Annotated in this window: 16 protein-coding genes; 7 read left to right on the forward strand and 9 right to left on the reverse strand. The window is 55.8% G+C overall.

The window, feature by feature from the left end; translation table 11 throughout:
- Positions 1 to 32 precede the first annotated feature (32 nt).
- On the reverse strand, positions 33 to 437 hold the full coding sequence (locus tag WH277_RS04520; protein WP_159338394.1) for an H-NS family histone-like protein: 405 nt from the start codon (positions 435 to 437) through the stop codon (positions 33 to 35).
- A 1,309-nt stretch (positions 438 to 1,746) separates the two neighbouring features.
- On the opposite strand from WH277_RS04520, the gene WH277_RS04525 reads away from it, so the two are divergent.
- On the forward strand, positions 1,747 to 2,853 hold the full coding sequence (locus WH277_RS04525; RefSeq protein ID WP_339504595.1) for a tyrosine-type recombinase/integrase: 1,107 nt from the start codon (positions 1,747 to 1,749) through the stop codon (positions 2,851 to 2,853).
- A 1-nt stretch (position 2,854) separates the two neighbouring features.
- Positions 2,855 to 3,505, forward strand: a complete 651-nt coding sequence (locus WH277_RS04530) for a Qnr family pentapeptide repeat protein (RefSeq protein ID WP_133846788.1) — start codon at positions 2,855 to 2,857, stop codon at positions 3,503 to 3,505.
- On the opposite strand, the gene WH277_RS04535 is transcribed toward WH277_RS04530, so the two are convergent.
- Positions 3,502 to 4,668 (reverse strand): MFS transporter, encoded by a 1,167-nt coding sequence (locus WH277_RS04535; RefSeq protein ID WP_339504598.1) that lies wholly within the window; start codon positions 4,666 to 4,668, stop codon positions 3,502 to 3,504. The two genes, WH277_RS04530 and WH277_RS04535, sit on opposite strands and share 4 nt — an antisense overlap.
- Positions 4,669 to 4,899: 231 nt before the next feature.
- On the opposite strand from WH277_RS04535, the gene WH277_RS04540 reads away from it, so the two are divergent.
- The 4 genes from WH277_RS04540 to WH277_RS04555 all read left to right on the forward strand — a co-directional run bounded on the left by WH277_RS04540 (position 4,900) and on the right by WH277_RS04555 (position 8,982).
- Entirely contained in the window at positions 4,900 to 5,778 is an 879-nt protein-coding gene (locus WH277_RS04540; protein ID WP_339504800.1) for a LysR family transcriptional regulator, read from the forward strand.
- Between the two features lie 76 nt (positions 5,779 to 5,854).
- A complete protein-coding gene (locus WH277_RS04545; RefSeq protein ID WP_339504599.1) occupies positions 5,855 to 6,850 on the forward strand; it encodes an ROK family transcriptional regulator in 996 nt (331 codons plus the stop codon).
- 132 nt (positions 6,851 to 6,982) lie between these two features.
- Entirely contained in the window at positions 6,983 to 8,143 is a 1,161-nt protein-coding gene (locus WH277_RS04550) for an MFS transporter (RefSeq protein WP_339504600.1), read from the forward strand.
- Positions 8,144 to 8,160: 17 nt separating this feature from the next.
- Entirely contained in the window at positions 8,161 to 8,982 is an 822-nt protein-coding gene (locus WH277_RS04555; protein WP_339504602.1) for a Cof-type HAD-IIB family hydrolase, read from the forward strand.
- 89 nt (positions 8,983 to 9,071) lie between these two features.
- Here WH277_RS04555 and WH277_RS04560 read toward each other — a convergent pair whose 3' ends face one another.
- From WH277_RS04560 to WH277_RS04590, 7 genes are all read right to left on the reverse strand, one after another.
- Positions 9,072 to 10,412 (reverse strand): LLM class flavin-dependent oxidoreductase, encoded by a 1,341-nt coding sequence (locus WH277_RS04560; RefSeq protein WP_339504604.1) that lies wholly within the window; start codon positions 10,410 to 10,412, stop codon positions 9,072 to 9,074.
- 24 nt (positions 10,413 to 10,436) lie between these two features.
- Positions 10,437 to 12,032 (reverse strand): ABC transporter ATP-binding protein, encoded by a 1,596-nt coding sequence (locus WH277_RS04565; protein ID WP_339504606.1) that lies wholly within the window; start codon positions 12,030 to 12,032, stop codon positions 10,437 to 10,439.
- Complete coding sequence (locus tag WH277_RS04570) at positions 12,029 to 12,865, reverse strand: ABC transporter permease (RefSeq protein WP_339504608.1); 837 nt, start codon at positions 12,863 to 12,865, stop codon at positions 12,029 to 12,031. Before WH277_RS04570 ends, WH277_RS04565 begins: the two co-directional genes overlap by 4 nt.
- 3 nt (positions 12,866 to 12,868) lie before the next feature.
- Positions 12,869 to 13,861 (reverse strand): ABC transporter permease, encoded by a 993-nt coding sequence (locus WH277_RS04575; RefSeq protein WP_339504610.1) that lies wholly within the window; start codon positions 13,859 to 13,861, stop codon positions 12,869 to 12,871.
- 11 nt (positions 13,862 to 13,872) lie between these two features.
- A complete protein-coding gene (locus WH277_RS04580; protein ID WP_159338400.1) occupies positions 13,873 to 15,492 on the reverse strand; it encodes an ABC transporter substrate-binding protein in 1,620 nt (539 codons plus the stop codon).
- Positions 15,493 to 15,520: 28 nt separating this feature from the next.
- Positions 15,521 to 16,081: a GNAT family N-acetyltransferase gene (locus WH277_RS04585; protein WP_133846779.1), complete on the reverse strand. Its 561-nt coding sequence runs from the start codon at positions 16,079 to 16,081 to the stop codon at positions 15,521 to 15,523.
- A 175-nt stretch (positions 16,082 to 16,256) separates the two neighbouring features.
- The gene (locus WH277_RS04590; protein WP_339504612.1) at positions 16,257 to 17,210 is read right to left on the reverse strand and encodes an MBL fold metallo-hydrolase; all 954 of its coding nucleotides are present in this window, start codon (positions 17,208 to 17,210) and stop codon (positions 16,257 to 16,259) included.
- Positions 17,211 to 17,291: 81 nt separating this feature from the next.
- Between WH277_RS04590 and WH277_RS04595 the strand changes: the two genes are divergently transcribed.
- A complete protein-coding gene (locus tag WH277_RS04595) occupies positions 17,292 to 18,293 on the forward strand; it encodes a LysR substrate-binding domain-containing protein (RefSeq protein ID WP_339504613.1) in 1,002 nt (333 codons plus the stop codon).
- Positions 18,294 to 18,305: the final 12 nt, after the last annotated feature.

An 18,305-nucleotide genomic window follows, 5' to 3' on the forward strand; every position in this document is an offset into this window, starting at 1 on the left:
ATCCGGCCGCCTGTCAGGCGGCCGGTTGGCATTTACTTGATCAGGAAATCTTCAAGTTTTTTGCCGGCATCCAGTGCCTGCTTAATCACAGCCGGGGTACGCCCCTGGCCGGTCCATGATTTCTTCTCGCCATTTTCATCAGTATATGAATACTTGGCTGGGCGTGGAGCACGTTTAGCGCGAGTCTTACCCGTCGTATTATCGGCTGCAGTCAGTTCGCTTAAGTCGATACCGTCTTCCAGCAGCATCTGGCGGTATTTAGCCAGTTTCTCTTCTTTTTCTTTAATCTCAGAAGCAATAGCGGCTTCTGAGTCACGTCTTTCGTTCACTACCGCTTCAAGTTTTTCCAGCATCTCTTCCAGTTCAACTAAAGACACTTCACGAGACTGGGCACGAAGGGTGCGAATATTATTTAATACTTTCAGCGTTTCGCTCATAACGGAATCCGTAACCTGTAAGTTGGTTTAAATTAGTAACTATTGTGACAAGACTCAGTGTACAGACAAATGAAGAGTGAAAAAACACTAAACTAGAAAAATGTTAGTTCAAATGTTACCTGGATACCATTTTACTCTGCTATTGGGTAAGTCCGGGTGTTCTTATATTTACAACTTATGGGATAAATCTTAACAATTCTTTTGATTGAGGTGTTTACTTCTGAAAGTTTACCCCTATTCGCCACTGGTAAATCATACTATATTTTCCACAGTCATGCTCTTTGCAACGTGTTGTAATAAATGGATTTTATGTTTTCCAATATAATTTCTTTGAGGCGTTTTTTCACATCGTGTTAGTTACGGCATCACGCAATATGACTGAGTACCGTCAGACCGTCGTAAAGTCATTGTGTATTGCAGATTGGGAAATTGAGCGCGTTCATTCGGGAAGTAAAAAATCGATGTCAGTTCGACTGATTTTTATCCGTGTGATGAGGCAATTTATCCTGTGCTCCTATTTTCACCCTGGTTCGGGATGAACATGAATGTTGCGTCAGGTATTATCACTGTTGTTTGAGGGCGATCGTGACGGGGCAAAAGACAAAGGGGACGTGTTTTTTTTCGTGATTGGGAGTGACTTATAATTTTTTAGTTACAACATTCTAAGTGTGAAATATAACCTGACATGCGATTATCTTCAGCATATTCGCCTGGGTTTTTCAGGATAAAAACGGTGAGTTTCCTGACGAAACCTTGTTTCAGGGGTTAATGTATCTCCCCTCTTACCCCTATATCCTGGTCGTGCGTTCTGCTGTGTGGTGGCTGAATTAACATAACAGAGTGCGGTCACTCTGAATGAAATAGCCCAGTAAATGTCGATATTTCCTTTCTGTTGTCTACTTTTGGCTGGTCATTTCCTGCTCCGGTTATCCTGCAGCCGGATATTTCCTGTTATCTGTCCGGGGTACACAACATGCCATTCCTCTGTCTTATTATGGATTGCCGTCAATGGATAATTAAAGAGGCGCCATTCCCTCCGGAATACTGCTCAGATGGGGTATCCGATCTTTCCTGGGAAGAGTGAAAACAAGGTGGTCGGGCCTTATTTCTTTTCATGGCTTATCTCTCTTTACAAGAAACGGAAGTGAATGCGCTGCGTAATCTGTGTGACTCCAGACCTATTAAGTCTGGAGTCACATGCTTTTACGCGATAAAATCAACCTCTCAGTAGCGTTAAAAGCCCGTTGGCAATGTCTCCGAAAGGTGAAGATGATAAAATCATATGATAAGAAAATCTCAGGATTACAGGATGTCTGAATCCCAGAATCCTGAGATTCTTACTTCTCCGCATGTCGGGCGTCATGTGGTGTTGTGGCTGAACGCGGTAAGTACGTCATCCCTGACCGAGCTGGAAGCCAGCGGCGATGAAGGGTCTGTGGCGCAGGTGATGAAACTCTGGGTCAGGTTGTCGCTGCTGCAAACGCGCCGCCGCCCGGAGATTGCTATCTCATCCTTACTGAAACATGTGCTACCGGCAATAGGTGAACGACCCCTGTCATCCATTACACGACTTCAGCTTAACCGGTTGTTTAATATTCTGATCGCCGACGGCAAAAAAGAAGAGGCGCGGCGGGTGTTTGCGTTGTGCAAGCAGTTCTTTGCCTGGGCCGAAATGCAGGGCTATCTTGAACACTCCCCCCTCAGTGCGATGAAAAAACGTGATGTCGCGGGCAGAAGTGCGCCTCCGGGTAACCGTACGCTCAGCGATGCTGAAGTCTGGGTCTTCTGGCACGGCCTGGATGCCTGGGACCTCTCAGAACAATGCCGCTGGGCACTTCGCTTCTGTTTACTGACGGCCCGCAGGCCGGATGAAGTGGTGCAGGCGCGTAAAGACGAGTTCAATCTGACTTCCGGGATCTGGCGGCAGGGCACGCGTAACAAATCGCAGCGCGAACATATTCTTCCGCTGACTCCTCTGATGCGCGTCTGTATTCACGCGCTGATGCAGTCCAGTCCGGAAGAATCACCCTGGCTGGTGCCGTCCCCCGTGACGTTGTCACAGCCTTTATCACGCGGTGCCATTACACAGGCACTGCGTCGTATGATACGTGCTGACCGTGGTCTCGGAATTGCTCCCTTTACCACCCGTGATTTGCGGCGCAGCGCGCGTTCAAGGCTGGCCGCATTGAACACGCCGAATGATGTCGCCCGTAAGATCATGAATCATGCGCTGGAAGGGATTGACCGTGTTTATGACACCCACAATTATTTGCCGCAGATGCAACACGCGCTGAATGCGCTGTCTGACAGTATTGAACATATTATCGCCGCTGAGTCTTACCACCTGCTGGAACATCGATATCCCGGGGAAAAACTTCAGCTCGACGAACGCGCACTGCTATACATGGAACCTTAACATGACCACATCACCGGTTTATCGTAATGAAAAGTTCATCCCACGCCATTTCACGGGCAGCATTGTAGAAAACACGCAGTTCATCAACTGCGATTTCTCGGGCTGCGACCTGACCGACACGCGTTTTCTTCACTGCCAGTTTTACGATCGGGAAAGTGAGCAGGGTTGTAACTTCAGCCGGGCAACATTGAAGGATGCCAGCTTTAAGCACTGTGATATCTCGATGAATAATTTTCGTTCTGTCAACGCGTTGGGCATTGAGATCAGTGAATGCCGAGCGCAAGGGGCTGACTTCCGCGGTGCCAGCTTTATGAACATGATCACGACAAAGAGCTGGTTCTGCAGCGCGTTTATCACCAAAACCAATCTGAGCTATGCCAACTTTTCCAAAGTGGTGCTGGAGAAATGTGAACTGTGGGAGAACCGCTGGGTGGGTACCCATGTGCTGGGGGCGACCTTCAGCGGTTCCGACCTCTCGGGTGGTGAATTCAGCACGTTTGACTGGCGTTCCGCTGACTTCACCCACTGTGATTTGACACGTTCCATCACCAGTGAACTCGACCTTCGCAGCACTGACCTGGAGGGGGTAAAGCTGGACAGCGCTCAGGTCAGCATTCTGGTTGAAAGGCTTGGGATTATGGTCGTGGATTAACCGTCGTCAGCGGCAGGAAACCCGTGCTGTCGCGCCGACAATATGATCAGCCACGTCAGGATAAGTAACACCAGTAAAACCGGTGAGAAAAGGGTGGGACCAAAGCCGTTCAGTATCGCGGCACCCGCCAACCCACCGCCGGCAATCGCCATATTCCATGCGGTTACCAGCATCGACTGCGCAACGTCAGCGGCATCCCCGGCGCTGTTTGCCAGCGCGGTCTGAAACAGGGCCGGGGCACCTCCGAAGGCCAGCCCCCAGACGCCTGTTGCAAGATAAATCACCAGTGGATTTCCCGACGTCAATGCCAGTGCTGACAGTGCGAAAAGCGCGGTAGCCAGCAAAGACAGCCCTCTCAGCCCGCCGTCCACTCGCGTCCCGACAACCCCTATCCCCAACAGTGACGTCAGGCCAAACACCAGCAGGATCAGGCTGATGCTGTTGCCCATCCCTGCATGCTGGAGAAACGGTGAGATATAGGTGTAAAGGATGTTATGCGCCAGCACGAATATCAGGGTAACCAGCAGGATGGGGCGCACCCCCGGAAGTCGAAGAACATTCAGCAAGCGCTGACGTTTTGCCGCTGCCTGACCGGGGAAATCAGGCACGCTAATCATTATCCATCCCGCCAGGACCAGAGTCAGCACGCTGATCGCCAGGAAACAGCTCCGCCAGCCGATGATCTCACTCACCCAGGTACCCAGTGGAATGCCTATTGATAACGCCAGCGGCGTGCCGACCATCGCCAGGGCAATGGCGCGTCCTTTGATGGACTCGTGCACCATTCTGGCGGCATAACCGGCAATCAGTGCCCACAATAATCCCGCCGAAACACCGGCAATGAAGCGTGCGACCAGCGTCAGTGCATAGTGGTGGGAAAGTGCCGTGAGGGTATTAGCGACAGCAAACCCGGCAATGGCGCTTAACAGCAGAGGCCGGCGTCTCAGCGTTTGCGTAGCGAGCGTTAATGGAATGGCGGCCAGAAGAGAACCGATGGCGTACACCGTGACCAGTTGCCCGGCCAGCGCTGGTGTAATCAGCAGGCTGCCACCGATCTGTGATAACAGACCCGCCGGAAGGGCTTCGGTGAGAATGGTAATAAATCCCGCCGTGGCCAGCGCGAGCAGGGCGGAGACAGGCAGTTTTGAGGATACATCCATCATTTTCATACGCCGTACACCGTATCACGTTGCTCGTCGATGGCTTGCTGTACCACGGTTTGGAAGGCCGCCGGGAGGTCATCAGGGCGGGCCAGTGAAGATAAAAGGGTGTGCATCAACAGAGTCTCATCATCAGTAAGGGGATCGTCATCACACCTTAATCGACACCTCATTAAAGAAAAACCAGGGTATAGTTCAGTTAACTACGGAATAAAATTCTTGAATGGAGTAATGATGGACAGTCTCAGTGGATTTAGCGTCTTTGTGCAGGTGGCTGATACCCGTAGCTTTGTGAGCGCCGGTCGTCAGCTGGGTCTGTCGCCTTCAGCGGTGGGGAAAAATGTGGCGCGGCTGGAAGAAAAACTCGGTGTACGTCTCTTCCACCGCAGTACCCGCAGCATCACCCTCACGGCGGAAGGGGCACTGTTTCTGGAGCGCTGCCGTCGTATTCTGGCGGAGGTTGAGGCCGCGCAGCTGGAGCTGTCTCAGGCGAGCGGAAAACCCACTGGTCGCCTGCGTATCAGCCTGCCGATGGTGAGTACGCTGATGCTGCCGGTGCTCGGTGATTTTATGCGCCAGTATTCGGATATTGCGCTGGACCTGGATTTTACCGACCAGTTAGTGGAGGTCATTGAAGAGGGATTCGATGCCGTGATCAGAACCGGTGAACCGGCTGATTCGCGCTTATCGGCCAGGCATCTGGGCTACTTCAGCGCTTTGCTGGTTGCCTCTCCGGCGTATCTGGCAGAGAAGGGAACGCCTCAGGCTCCTGGCGATCTGCTCCGACATCACTGCCTGCATTATCGTTTTCCGCATACCGGTAAGCTGGAAAAATGGCCGCTGCGCGGGGCGGCCGACCTGGCGATCCCCACCTCAATGGTTTGCAATAATATCGAAACGCGCGTCTGCTTTGCACTGCGTGGACTGGGGATTGCCTGTCTGCCGGATTTTGCCTGTCGTCATCTGGTGGCTGACGGCAGTCTGGTGCCGATCCTCGGAGACTTTGTCGAATGGCAGGGGACGTTTCATATCCTGTGGCCCGCCAGCCGCCATGCTTCACCGAAAATCCGTGCGCTGGTTGATTTTCTTGCTGCCAGAGTGTTTCCGTCATGAGAGCGGGGCAGGTTAGTGCGCCGGGTACCCGGCTTTATGGTAAATTAACCCGTTTTTTGTGAGCCGAAGAGGGAAAATGAATACTCCGTTAAACCGCACCACCCGTGAAATGCGCAAAAATAATGTTGCGCGGGTCGTTCGTACGCTGAAATCACTGGGCCCGGCGACCAAAGGTGACGTGGCAGCCCAGACAGGGCTGAGTGCGGCCACCTGCGGAGCCGTGCTTAACGAATTGACGCTCAGCGGAGAAGTGCTGGCGCTGGAACATGAGGCTTCCCGTGGCGGCAGGCCTGCACAGCGTTATGCCTGTAATCCTGATTTTTTCTCTGTCCTCAGCCTCTACGCGGCAGGCAGTGATGATGACGCTGAACTGGTCTGGTCGTTAACCTCTGCCACCGGCGGCCTGCTGGCAAGCGGCGACCGTCCCTTTTTGCCGCTAACCGCAGAGACGTTTTATCAACTCATCGATACACTGCTGTCTGAGTTCCCTGGCGTACAGACCATTGGCTTAGGTCTGCCCGGGGTGATCGTCGATGGTGTGGTCACGTCCTGCGATATTTCACTGTTTACCGACAGGCATATTGTTGAGGAAATCCGTTTAAAGTCAGGTTGTATCACTGAAGTCGGCAACGATATCAACTTCACTGCCTGGGGCTTTTACCGCAGCAGCTGCGCGGGAGTCAGCGCACCGGTTGCCTATATCTACAAACCGGAAGTCCCCTGCACGGGATGTGGGATTGTGATCAACGGGCAGGTGCTGGCCGGCGCGAATAATTTTGCGGGGGAAGTGTCCCGGCTGCCCTTTTCTGCCACCGCGTTAACGCTGACGCAGGAACTGGCTAATATTGTTGTCTCGCTGGCGGCGCTGATCAATCCTGTGACGGTCGCGCTGTCAGGGCCTCGTCTGTGCGAAGCAGATTTGCCCGACATCATGCAAATCTGCCAGCAATCTATCCCGCAGAAACATCTTCCTGCGCTGATCTATCGTCCCTCGATTCGTCAGGACTATCTGCAAGGTATTGCGGAGCTGACGCTGGAAAACTACAACTTCCATCGCTTGTTTAGTGGGTAGAACCCGCTCTTCAGCATGCGTGTTCTGTGTTAAACCTCTCCCTCGCCGATTGACATCCTTTTGGCTCACGCTTTATACTTTTGATTATTAAATGTCTTTTAATAAGTAATTTAAGAAAAGGATAAATTGCTGATGACAGCTAAAAACGACCCGCAAGAGACAGGAAGCCCGGCCCGCCGTATGTCAACCCGGGCCATTTTTTTTGTCACGGGTATGGCAATGGGATTATGGGCCGCACTGGTGCCTTATGCTCAGATGCGAACTCATGCCGAAGCGGGTCAGCTGGGACTGTTGTTACTGTGCCTGGGCGGTGGATCGCTGATAGCGATGCTGGGATCCGGACGCATTATTGGCCTGGCAGGGTGCCGCCGGGTGATTATTGCGGCGGTGATAGTGTATTGCCTGATGCTGCCGCTGCTGGCCACGCTCAGCGATATCCGTTTACTGGCCATCAGTCTGTTTGTTTTTGGCATGGGCATCGGGCTGGCAGATGTGGCGATGAATGTGCAGGGGACCCTGGTCGAGCAGGCCGCCGATAAACCCCTGATGTCCGGGTTTCACTGTCTGTGGAGCGTGGGAGGGATTGCCGGAGCCGGTGGTGGAGCCATGCTGCTGAGTGCCGGTCTGACGCCGCAGGCCACGTCATTCTGGGCGATTGCGCTGGTTGTGCTGGTGACCGCCTGCTCTTTTCCTGCCTTACTTGCTGCCAGTGGCGAAACCTCGCAACAGGAGAAGGGGAACGCCAGCCGCCCCAATTTCCGTCTGGTGTTGATGGCGATTATGGCGATGATCTGTTTTATGGCCGAAGGCGCGATTCTCGACTGGAGCGGTATTTTCATCACGCAGGATCGCCAGATGGCGGTTGAACATGCCGGATGGGGGTTTGCCACCTTTGCGATTGCGATGTCGCTGATGCGTTTTATTGGTGACCGCGTGGTGAAGGTACTGGGGCGTAAGCGCGTGCTGATGTCGGGTGGAATACTGGGTATTGCGGGTTACCTGATTGTTGTGCTGCTACCGGGATGGGGATCTTCCCTGTTCGGCTTTGCCCTGGTCGGTATCGGTGCTGCCAACATTGTCCCTGTCCTGATCACCCTGGCAGGGCATGAGAAAGCGATGCCGGTGCATCGATCCGTGGCGATGGTCGCTACGCTGGGCTATTTCGGGGTGCTGGGCGGCCCGGCCGTGATTGGCTGGATTGCCCATCTGGCCAATCTCTATGTGGCCTTCTCTCTGGTCGCGATGGCATTTGTGGTGATCGTTCTCGGTGCCTCTAAGCTGAAATACGCCTAAATTAACGAGGAGTGGTAATGAGCATCAAACTGATTGCGGTAGATATGGATGGCACGTTTCTGAATAGCCAGGGTGACTATGCACGCGCCCGTTTTGCTGACCAGTACCAGCAGATGAAGCAACAGGGGATTAAATTTGTGGTCGCCAGCGGTAACCAGTATTACCAGCTGAAAAGCTTCTTCCCAGAGATTGATGCTGACATTGCCTATGTGGCGGAGAATGGGGGTTACATTGTTGACAGACAGCAGGAGGTCTATTGTGGCCGGCTGGCACCCGATGACGTCAACAGAGTGATCGCGACGATCGGGGCGATGACCGGCGTCCGTTTTCTGGTCTGCGGTAAAAAGGGCGCGTATATGCTGTCCAGCGCGGGTGAAGATTTCTTTGCCGATATGCGTGTTTTTTATCATCACCTCGACAGGGTTGATGATTATGCAGAGATTGACGATACCGTTTTTAAGTTTGCCCTGGGTTTTCATCAGCCCGATGTCAGTGAGCTGATGGTGAATATTGAGCGAGAACTGGGCGATATTGTTGTACCCGTTTCCAGTGGTCATGGCTCTGTCGATTTGATTATCCCCGGAAATCATAAAGCCAATGGGGTGAAACGCATCCAGCAGCGTTACGGTATCGAAGATAATGAGGTACTGGCATTTGGTGACGGTGGAAACGACCTGGAAATGCTGCGCCATGCGGGCTTTGGTTTTGCCATTAGTAACGGATCAGAAGCAGAAAAAGCGGCCGCTGGCTATCTGGCACCGTCGAATGATGAAGAGGGGGTGCTTCAGGTTATTGAGCGCTGCTTGTCTGGAGAAGGTCTTTTTACGACGAACGTATAAAGTGAATGTTGCTGAATCGGTTACCGATGCTTAATGTATCGATAACTGACTCAGTGATATGTATGTTGTAACTATAATGCGTTACTTGCTCAACCAACCCGCCTCTCTTCCGTCTTTATCGCAAACTGGTTCTCAGGCTCACTCAACCCCAGATGTTCACGCAGAGTATTGCCTTCATAGTCGTGACGGTACAGGCCGCGCTGTTGCAGGATCGGGATCACCTGATCGACAAAATCATCAAACGCCGTTGGCGTTCCGCCGCGTACGATAAACCCATCGGCCGCGCCACGGGTAAACCACTGTTCCAGACCATCCGCGATCTGTGCTGCCGTGCCGGAAAAAGTCGGGCGCGGAGTGGCCGCTTCCAGCGCAGCCTGACGCAGGGTTAAACCACGGTCGAGCGCCTCTTTCTTGATGGTATCGGTGGTACTGCGGAAGCTGTTCTGCCCCAGATTACCAATATCCGGGAACGGTGCATCCAGCTCATGCTGGCTGAAATCGTAATGCTCGAAGTAACGGCCAAGGTACTCCAGCGCTTTTTCCGGCGTGACCAGCTGTGCCGTTTGCTGATAACGACGCTCGGCATCGGCACTGTCGTCACCGATAATGACACTGATGCCCTGGAAAACGCGAATGTCATCGGCATTGCGCCCGCGCGCCACCAGCTGGCGGCGCACATCTTCACGAAATGCCCGGGCAAGCTCCGGGGTTTCCTGGCGGGTATAAATGGCATCGGCGGTTTCGGCGGCAAACGCTTTACCGGCCTCAGATGCCCCCGCCTGGAAGATCACCGGACGCCCCTGCGGCGAACGGCCAACGTTCAGCGGCCCCTGCACGGAGAAGTAGTGGCCTTTATGATTCAGTGTATGCAGCTTCTCTGGCGCGAAGAATTCGCCGCTGTGCTTATTACGCACAAAGGCATCTTCCTCCCATGAATCCCACAGCCCTTTGGTGACCTGTAAATATTCGCTGGCGATACGATAGCGTTCGCTGTGCTCGGGATGCTGGTCACGGGAAAAGTTCTTCGCCGACCCTTCCAGTGGCGAAGTCACCACATTCCATCCGGCACGTCCGCCACTCAGCTGGTCAAGGCTGGCAAACTGGCGGGCGACGGTAAACGGCTCGCTGTAAGAAGTGGACAGCGTCGCCACCAGGCCAATTTTCTGCGTGACCAGCGCCAGCGCTGACAACAGCGTGACAGGTTCAAAACGGTTGAGGAAGTGTGGGATCGATTTAGCATTGATGTACAGTCCATCCGCCACGAACAGGAAATCAAATTTTGCCCGTTCTGCCTGCTGCGCCAGCGCGGTGACATATGCAACGTTGATGCTGGCATCGCTGATCGCATCAGGATGACGCCAGGCCGACATATTGCCGGACGGGCCCTGGATAATCGCGCCCAGCCGGATGCGGGTTTGAGTCTGACTCATGATAGAACTCCTTTCAGGGATAGCTCAGGCAGCGCGGCCGGGCAGTGCCGGTAGCGCTTCCAGTAATTGTCGGGTCCAGGGATGAACAGGGCGGTTAAACACCTGTCCGACCTCACCACTTTCCACCACACGGCCTTCTTTCATAACCAGTACCCGATCGGCAAGGTGGTGGATCACGCCCAGGTCATGTGAAATAAACAGCAGGGCCGTCCGGTGTTCGGCCTGCATATCGGCCAGAAGATCAAGGATCTGCGCCTGCACAGAGACATCGAGTGCGCTGACGGGCTCGTCGGCCACCAGCAGCGCCGGATTAGGCGCAAAGGCACGGGCGATGGCCACGCGCTGACGCTGACCGCCGGAAAGCTCTCGCGGGTAGCGCGTCAAAAGGCTCCGGCTCAGACTGACTTCATCCAGCAGCTGTATCACCCGCTGCCGGCGGGCTTCGCCATACACTCCTGCGGCATCCAGGCTCTCACCGATCAGCCGTTCCACGTTGTAGCGCGGGTCAAACGAGCTGAGCGGATCTTGCGCAATCAACTGCAACTGCTGACGGCGTGCACGGCGCAGTGTTTCCGGCTGGTGACTCCAGCGCTGCCCGCCAAGGGTGATCTCACCGCGCTGCGGCTCCGTCAGCCCCAGCACCAGCCGGGCCAGAGAGCTTTTGCCGGAACCCGACTCACCCACCACACCCAGGGTTTCCCCGGCGCGCAGTTCAAACGACACATTGTTCACCACATGCCGGTCGCCATAGTATTTGTGCACGCCATTGACGTTAATCAGGACGTCACCGGGAGGCGCTTTCTCCGGTAATCGCTGTGGTTCGGGCGAGGCCAGCCGCAGGCCACGGTTCTGTGGTCGTGGGATAGCCTGCAACAAACGGCGGGTCCAGGGATGCTGTGGCTCCGTCAACAGCGCGTGGGTCGGACCACTCTCCACCACTTCACCTTCACGCATCACCAGCACACGATCAGCGAGCTCGGCCACCACCGCCAGATCGTGACTGATAAGCAACAGTGCCTGACCCTGTTCACGCCGTTTGCGCAGTAAGGTGAGGATCTGCTGTTGCACCGTCATGTCCAGCGCTGTGGTCGGTTCGTCCGCCACCAGCAGGGCCGGTTGCCCGGCCAGCGCACAGGCAATCAGCACCCGCTGACGCAGGCCACCGGAAAGCTGATGCGGATAAACCGACAGCCGCTGTTGCGCATCAGCCATACCTGCTTCGTGTAGCAGTTGCAGGCTGCGCGCCTTAATCGCTTCAGGCGGGGTTTGCCGGGCAGCCCATAATGCATCGGCAAGCTGTTGCCCGACGGTACGCAGGGGATCGAGTGACACCAGCGCATCCTGTAGCACATAGCCGATTTGTCGCCCGCGCACCCTGCGCCACTGACGCTCAGAATAGTCCAGAGCGGGCTGTCCCATAAGGGTAAACGTCTCAGCGCTGAGCCTGGCCTCCGCGGCCTGTAACCCCAGCAGCGCCCGCGCCGTCACCGTTTTACCCGAACCGGACTCCCCCACCAGCGCAACCGACTCACCGGGTTGCAGGGTCAGGCTGAAATCGCGCACCGCGTGATGGTGGCCAAAATGGATATTAAGGTTGTGAATATCAATCAGTGCCGTCACAGTCGTCTCCCTTCAAAATGCGCCTGCCAGTGGCGGCCGAGAGTATTGACCGCCACCACGGTCAGCGTGATGGCGACACCCGGCCAGACGCCGGTCCACCAGGCGTTGCGCAGATAGTTACGCCCTTCCGCCAGCATCAACCCCCACTCCGCTGTCGGCGGCTGTGGCCCCATGCCGAGGAAGCTCAACCCGGCTGTACCGATAATGGCCGTTCCCAGCCCCAGCGTTGCCAGCGCAGGCACCTGGGCTATCGCATGGGGCAGCACATGGCGCCATACCAGCACCCGCCAGGGCAGGCCAAAGGTACGGGCCTGTTCCACGTAGCCCGAACGCGCCACCATGAACGTCTGCGCCCTGACCACGCGCGCAAAGCGCGGCACCGATGCCACGCCCAGCGCAATGATCAGGTTGGTTGTCCCGGGTCCGGTAAAGGCAATCAGCATCAGCGCCAGCAGCAGATCCGGGAAGGCTGAAATCACATCCAGCGTGCGGCCAATGGCTTCATCGAGAACACCCCGCGCCAGCCCCGCCAGCAATCCCAGCAGACAGCCACCCAGTACCGCCAGCATCATCGCGGCAACGGAAATCAGCAGTGAATAACGACTGCCGTAAATCACACGGCTTAGTAGATCGCGCCCCAGTTGATCGGTCCCTAACCAGTGCTGCCAGGAGGGGGCCTGCATGGCGTTAACCGGGTCAGCCAGCAGCGGGTCGTCCGGTGCCAGCCAGCCGGGGAAGCAGGCTGCCAGCGTCAGAACGGTAAGAAACAGCAGTGACAGCAGCAGCCCAACGGGCAGGCGCAGCGGTACGCGTAAACTGGCGATATCCGACATTTTTTACTCCTGTGCCTGATGGCGTAAGCGGGGATCCAGTAACAGATAGAGAATGTCCACCAGCGTGCTCATCACCACATAAATCAATGCGGACAGGATCGCCACGGCCAGCACTACCGGCAGGTCTTTCCCCAGTACCGCGTCCACCGTCACTTTGCCCAGACCGGGACGGCTGAACACCTGTTCGGTGATCACCGCGCCACTGAGCAGACCGCCAACCAGCCAGCCTGTGAGGGTGACCGCAGGCAGGGCAGCATGACGCAGGGCATGGCGCAGACGTATCTGCAGATTACCGATGCCCCAGGCACGCAGCGTCAGCGAAAACGGCTGATCGAGCGCATCTTCCAGACCGCGACGCAACACCTGAGACACGACGGCCCCCTGGGCCAGCCCGAGCGACAGCGCCGGCAAAACCAGCGCAGAGAAATTGCGATCCCCGGCCACCGGAAACCAGCGCAACGTAAAGCTGAAAACAAACAGCAGAACAATGCCCAGCCAGAACGACGGGGTGGAAGCCAGTACCAGCTCCAGCCCGCTCGCCAGCCGGCGTCCCCAGCGACTATGCGCCGTGGTCACGGCGACGACCAGTGCAAAGATCACGCTGACCACCAGCGCTGCACCGGTCAGTTTCAGCGTGGGCAATAACTGTGATCCCACCAGCGGTCCCACATCGACGTTCAGCAGATAGGAACGACCAAAATCACCATGAGCAATTCGCCACAGATAGCTCAGATACTGCTGCCACAGCGGTTGATCCAGCCCCCACTCGGCGCGGATAGCCGCTTCGATGGCCGGTGTACTTACCTGCTCACCCACCAGCAGGCTGACAATGTCACCCGGTGCCAGCCAGACGCCAATAAACGACAGACTGACCGCCGCCCACAGCACCAGAACACCACCGCCAATGCGGCCGCTAATACGCCACCACAACGTGGTAGCCGGGGCCGGACGTGACCGCACGACATGTTTAAGGAGGGGCGTGGTTTCGCTGCTCATGATGTTTGCCTTTAGTGATCGCTTAACCAGATGTCGTACGCATTTTCCGGCATCTGTTTGAAGGGACGGAAGCCGGCACCCTGCACGTAGCTGGCGGCGGCAATCTGATCTTCCGGCTCGTATAACGGGATGGCCACCGCCTGCTGCACAATCGCAAACTGTTGCAGCTGGCCATAGAAGCCGCGACGCGCAGAGGTATCGAGCGTGGAGGAGGCGGCTTTCAGCCACGGCAGCAGTTCAGGTGCCGATGTGCGGCTGTAGTTAATTGCCCCTCCCGCCTTCACCGGCAGGTAGTGGTTTTCAATATCGATCCCGTCGGTTTCGGTATTGGAGTTGGCAATCGACCCAAACTGCCCGCTGTTACGCAGCTCGCTGTAGGTGCCGGAGTCGACATAACGCAGCTTCAGCTCAACGCCCAGTCGCTGGCGCGCCTGGGCCTGAATGGCCTGCAACAGCACGTCACGCTGATCGCGCACCGTGGCCTGCGCCTGAATAATTTCAATGCTCAGTCGCTGACCGTTCTTCGTACGGAACCCTTCCGCATCCCGCGATGTCCAGCCCGCTTCGTCCAGCAACTGGTTACCCAGCGTCGGGTTATTGCCGTATTTGCCTTCCAGACCTGCGTCATACAGCGGATCAACCGGTGAGGTGATGCCCCAGACGCGGGTGCGTTCGCCGCGATAGATCGACTTCAGGATCGGATCAATATCCAGGCCCTGTAGCAGCGCCTGACGCACTTTCTGCTCACGGGTCGGGCCATATTCCACATTCAGGAAGAGCGAGTAAGGCGTGCCGGCATTCAGCGCATGCTGATAGCTGAAGTCAGGGTTATCTTTAAATTCAGCCGCATCGTTCCCGGAAACCCCTTCAATCAGATCCACCTGACCTGATAACAACGCCCCGGTACGCACTGAAGATTCAGGCAGGAAACGGTAGGTCACACCATCAAGCCAGGCCGGCCCCTGATGCGCCGCGTTGGCCGATGCCCAGCGATAATCTTTGTTTTTCACATAGACAATCTGCTGGCCTTTTTCGTAGCGCTGGAGAATAAACGGCCCCGTTCCGGCGAGATCGGTTCCGCCTGATTTCAACTGCGGCGACTGCCAGGATTTTGGCGAAATCAACTTCAGCCCGGCAGCAAAGGAGAGGAAGGGCGAATACGCGTCTTTCAGTGTAATCACCAGCGTACTGTCATCCGGGGTTTCCACCGTGGCGATATGGCCGCCCAGTGCACACAGGCTTGAGCCTGCGCAGTAGGCCGGATCCTGAATATGGCGGAAGTTTTCCGCCACCGCATGGGCGTTGAACTTCTCACCATCGGAAAAGTGCACATCCTTACGCAGGGTGAAGTGCAGGCGTTTCCCGCCGTCTTCAACGCGGTAGCGCTCGGCCAGCCACGGAACAAAGCTGCCATCGGCCTTACGTGCCAGCAGGGATTCATAGGCCACGCGCAGGATCAGTTCGGCCTTTGACTGGCCATTGAGCTGAGGGTTGAGCGTATTAGGCTCGGTTTCCACACCCCAGGTTAAAGTGCCTCCGGAACGCGGTTTATCAGCAGCAAAAGAAGAGGCAATAGAGATCGACAGCAATGACAACGTGGCCATCATGGCCACTTTATTATTTAAGCGCATAGTTTTCCCAGATAAGTCATCAACGCGCTCAGGCGGTGAGTGAGGTTTCAATAAAGTCGTGCACGTATTCTTTTATTTTGGCGTTTTGATATCGCTGCTGATCGAGCACCTTGGTTAAATACACCAGTTCCACGCCCAGTGGATTAATTGCCCGGTGAAAAGGTTGATAGCCGCGGCGTAAATAGAGATCGGTCAGCCAGGGATGTTTAATGGCGGTGGCTAAATAAACGGCAGGCGATTTTAAGGTGTCGCGCAGAAAACTTTCTTCGACATAGCGGATAATCCGGCTGCCTTGCCCCTGGCCTTTGTGCGCAGGATCAACGGCAAACCAGTGCAGGAACGGCCACGGCGCCAGTTGCCGCCTGGTCTCAGTCCACGGGAAGCGTGCCGTCAGCGTGGCCACCGGTTGTCCGTTCTGTTCCAGGACGAAGGTGGATTCACTGGCAATGACGGCGGCAACATCCCCCACCGAGGCCTGGGTAATGGTGAAATGAATACCCTGCGTTAATAACGGTGCATAGGCACGTTGTAACAGATCATGCAGTAATTCAGCGTCTTCCGGTTTAGCTAAACGAATACGTTCAGTCATGATCGCTCCACCTTTGTGGCGTTAAGGTGAGACAATTATTAACAGCATGATGAATAACTGTGAAAGATAAATATATGATAACGATGCGTAGTTAAAAGCTTACTCTCAGGCAGGAAAGAAAATACGTGCTGATGGGATAAAACCGGGTTCGGGGCACTGACGTGCCCCGGAATAATTAATGGCTTAACTGAGTGGTATAATTTGCCGCCACCCAACGGTAACCGCTGCCGTCACGTTTGACACGACCGAATCCCGGGAAAGCAATATGTGCGGCCGCTACCCAGTCACCTTCCTGCGCCATCTGCGCCAGTACCGCTTCACGCGTCCGTACGGCCTGCTGCTGATCCACATCAAAGTGAATCGCCACATGCGGATCCGGCATCTGCACCGTTTTCGCATGAATGATATCGCCCCACAGTACCAGCGTCTGCCCTTCACTTTCCACGCGATAGAGCACACTGCCCGGTGTGTGTCCTGCTGCCGGAACCGCCCGGATGCCAGCGAATACCGTAGCCGGCGCAGAGAAGGTCGTCAGGCGACCGGCATCAATTACCGGGCGCAGCGTACGTTCAGACTCGGCAAAGGTATGCGCCTGGCTGGTTTCCACCTTGCTGGTGTTAGCAGGATTGAGCCAGAAATCCGCATCTTTCTTTTCCACATACACCTGCGCATTGGGGAACGCCGGCCTGCCGCTGCGTGAAACACCCCCAGAGTGATCGGCATGGATATGCGTTAACAGCACCGCATTGATGGTCTCTGCCGGATAGCCTGCTGCCGCCAGATTTTCCAGTAAATGCCCGCCGTTGTGGCCGAACAGATCCCCGGCTCCCGCATCCACCAGTACCCGCTGCTGGCCATTATCAATCACAAAGGCATTGATCGAGGTCTCCACCTGCGGAGTCATGGCATCGGCGGCCAACCGTTCACGCAACTGCTGCGGGGAGATATGAGTCAGTAATTTGTCCAGCGTAATCGTGACCGTGCCGTCAGACACGGCGGTGATGCGCAGCTTGCCCAGCGTCATACGGTAATAGCCCGGAGCCTGAGTTTCCAGCGGAGCTGGCGCTGTCGCCGCCAGGGCAGTGCCGGAAAGGGCCAGGCTGGCGATCAGCATTTTCAGAAGCGTCATGATAGTCTCACTTAGTCGTGTTGTTTTGGCGTGAATGACAGTATCCTGACCGCCTCATCATCATTCAAATCGATTAAAGTAATGAGCAACATCAGAGAAAATGATTTTAGTCGCATTGACCTGAATCTGTTGACGGTGCTGCTGGTGCTGCACCGGGAGGGGAGCGTATCCCGTACGGCTGAGCGGCTGCATCTGGGGCAACCTGCCGTCAGCGGCGCGCTGGCGCGGCTGCGCACCATGTTTAACGATCCGCTGTTTGTGCGCACGGCAAAAGGCATGGCGCCGACGCCGCGTGCGGAGGCGCTGGTCGTATCACTGCTGCCGATGATGGAACGGATGCAGCAGGTGCTGTTTCAGCCGCCCACATTTAACCCGACAACGGACGAGCACACTTTCCGCCTGGGGATGAGTGACTGGGTGGATCGCTGGCTGATGCGGGGGCTGCTGGCGACACTCGCCTGCGAGGCACCCGGGATCCAACTGCAGACGACGGCCAGCGATCCGTTTCTCGACGAAGAGCTGGTGCAGCGCGATAAGGTTGATATGGCGATCTCTGTCGGGCAGGGGGCGCCTGCGGATGTCATCCGTGAGCCTGTCGTTCGCATGGGGTTTTGTACGCTCTGGCACCCCCACCAGTTAGCACTTACTTCGCCGCTAACCATTGAAGAATATCTCTCTCACGATCACCTTCTGGTTTCTTATCGGGGAGCCAGCCACAGCCAGATAGACGAACAGCTGGGCCGCCAGAATCTCACTCGCCGGGTACGCTATGTGACGCCGCATTTCTCGTCACTGCCGTTAATGCTGAAGCAGATCCCCGCGCTGACCACCGTTCCCACCGGGCTGGCCAGCGGCTGGGTTGACCATTATGGTTTATGCCGTAGCGCCGTTCCGGTCAGCGCCCCGGACTTTACGCTCTCCCTGATGTGGAACACCCGCCGCAGTCACGACCCGGCATTGCTGTGGCTACTGAAAAAACCGCGGGGGGAGATGGGTAAAACGGGTGAGGATGAAACGACAGCCAGCGCGGATTGGATGTCTGAGCGAGACCAACCGACATGCCAGGAACGAGAGGATTTTTAATGTGAAGGCAGA

This window comes from Erwinia sp. MYb416 (assembly GCF_037479575.1).
In the GTDB taxonomy this organism is placed as follows: domain Bacteria; phylum Pseudomonadota; class Gammaproteobacteria; order Enterobacterales; family Enterobacteriaceae; genus Erwinia; species Erwinia rhapontici.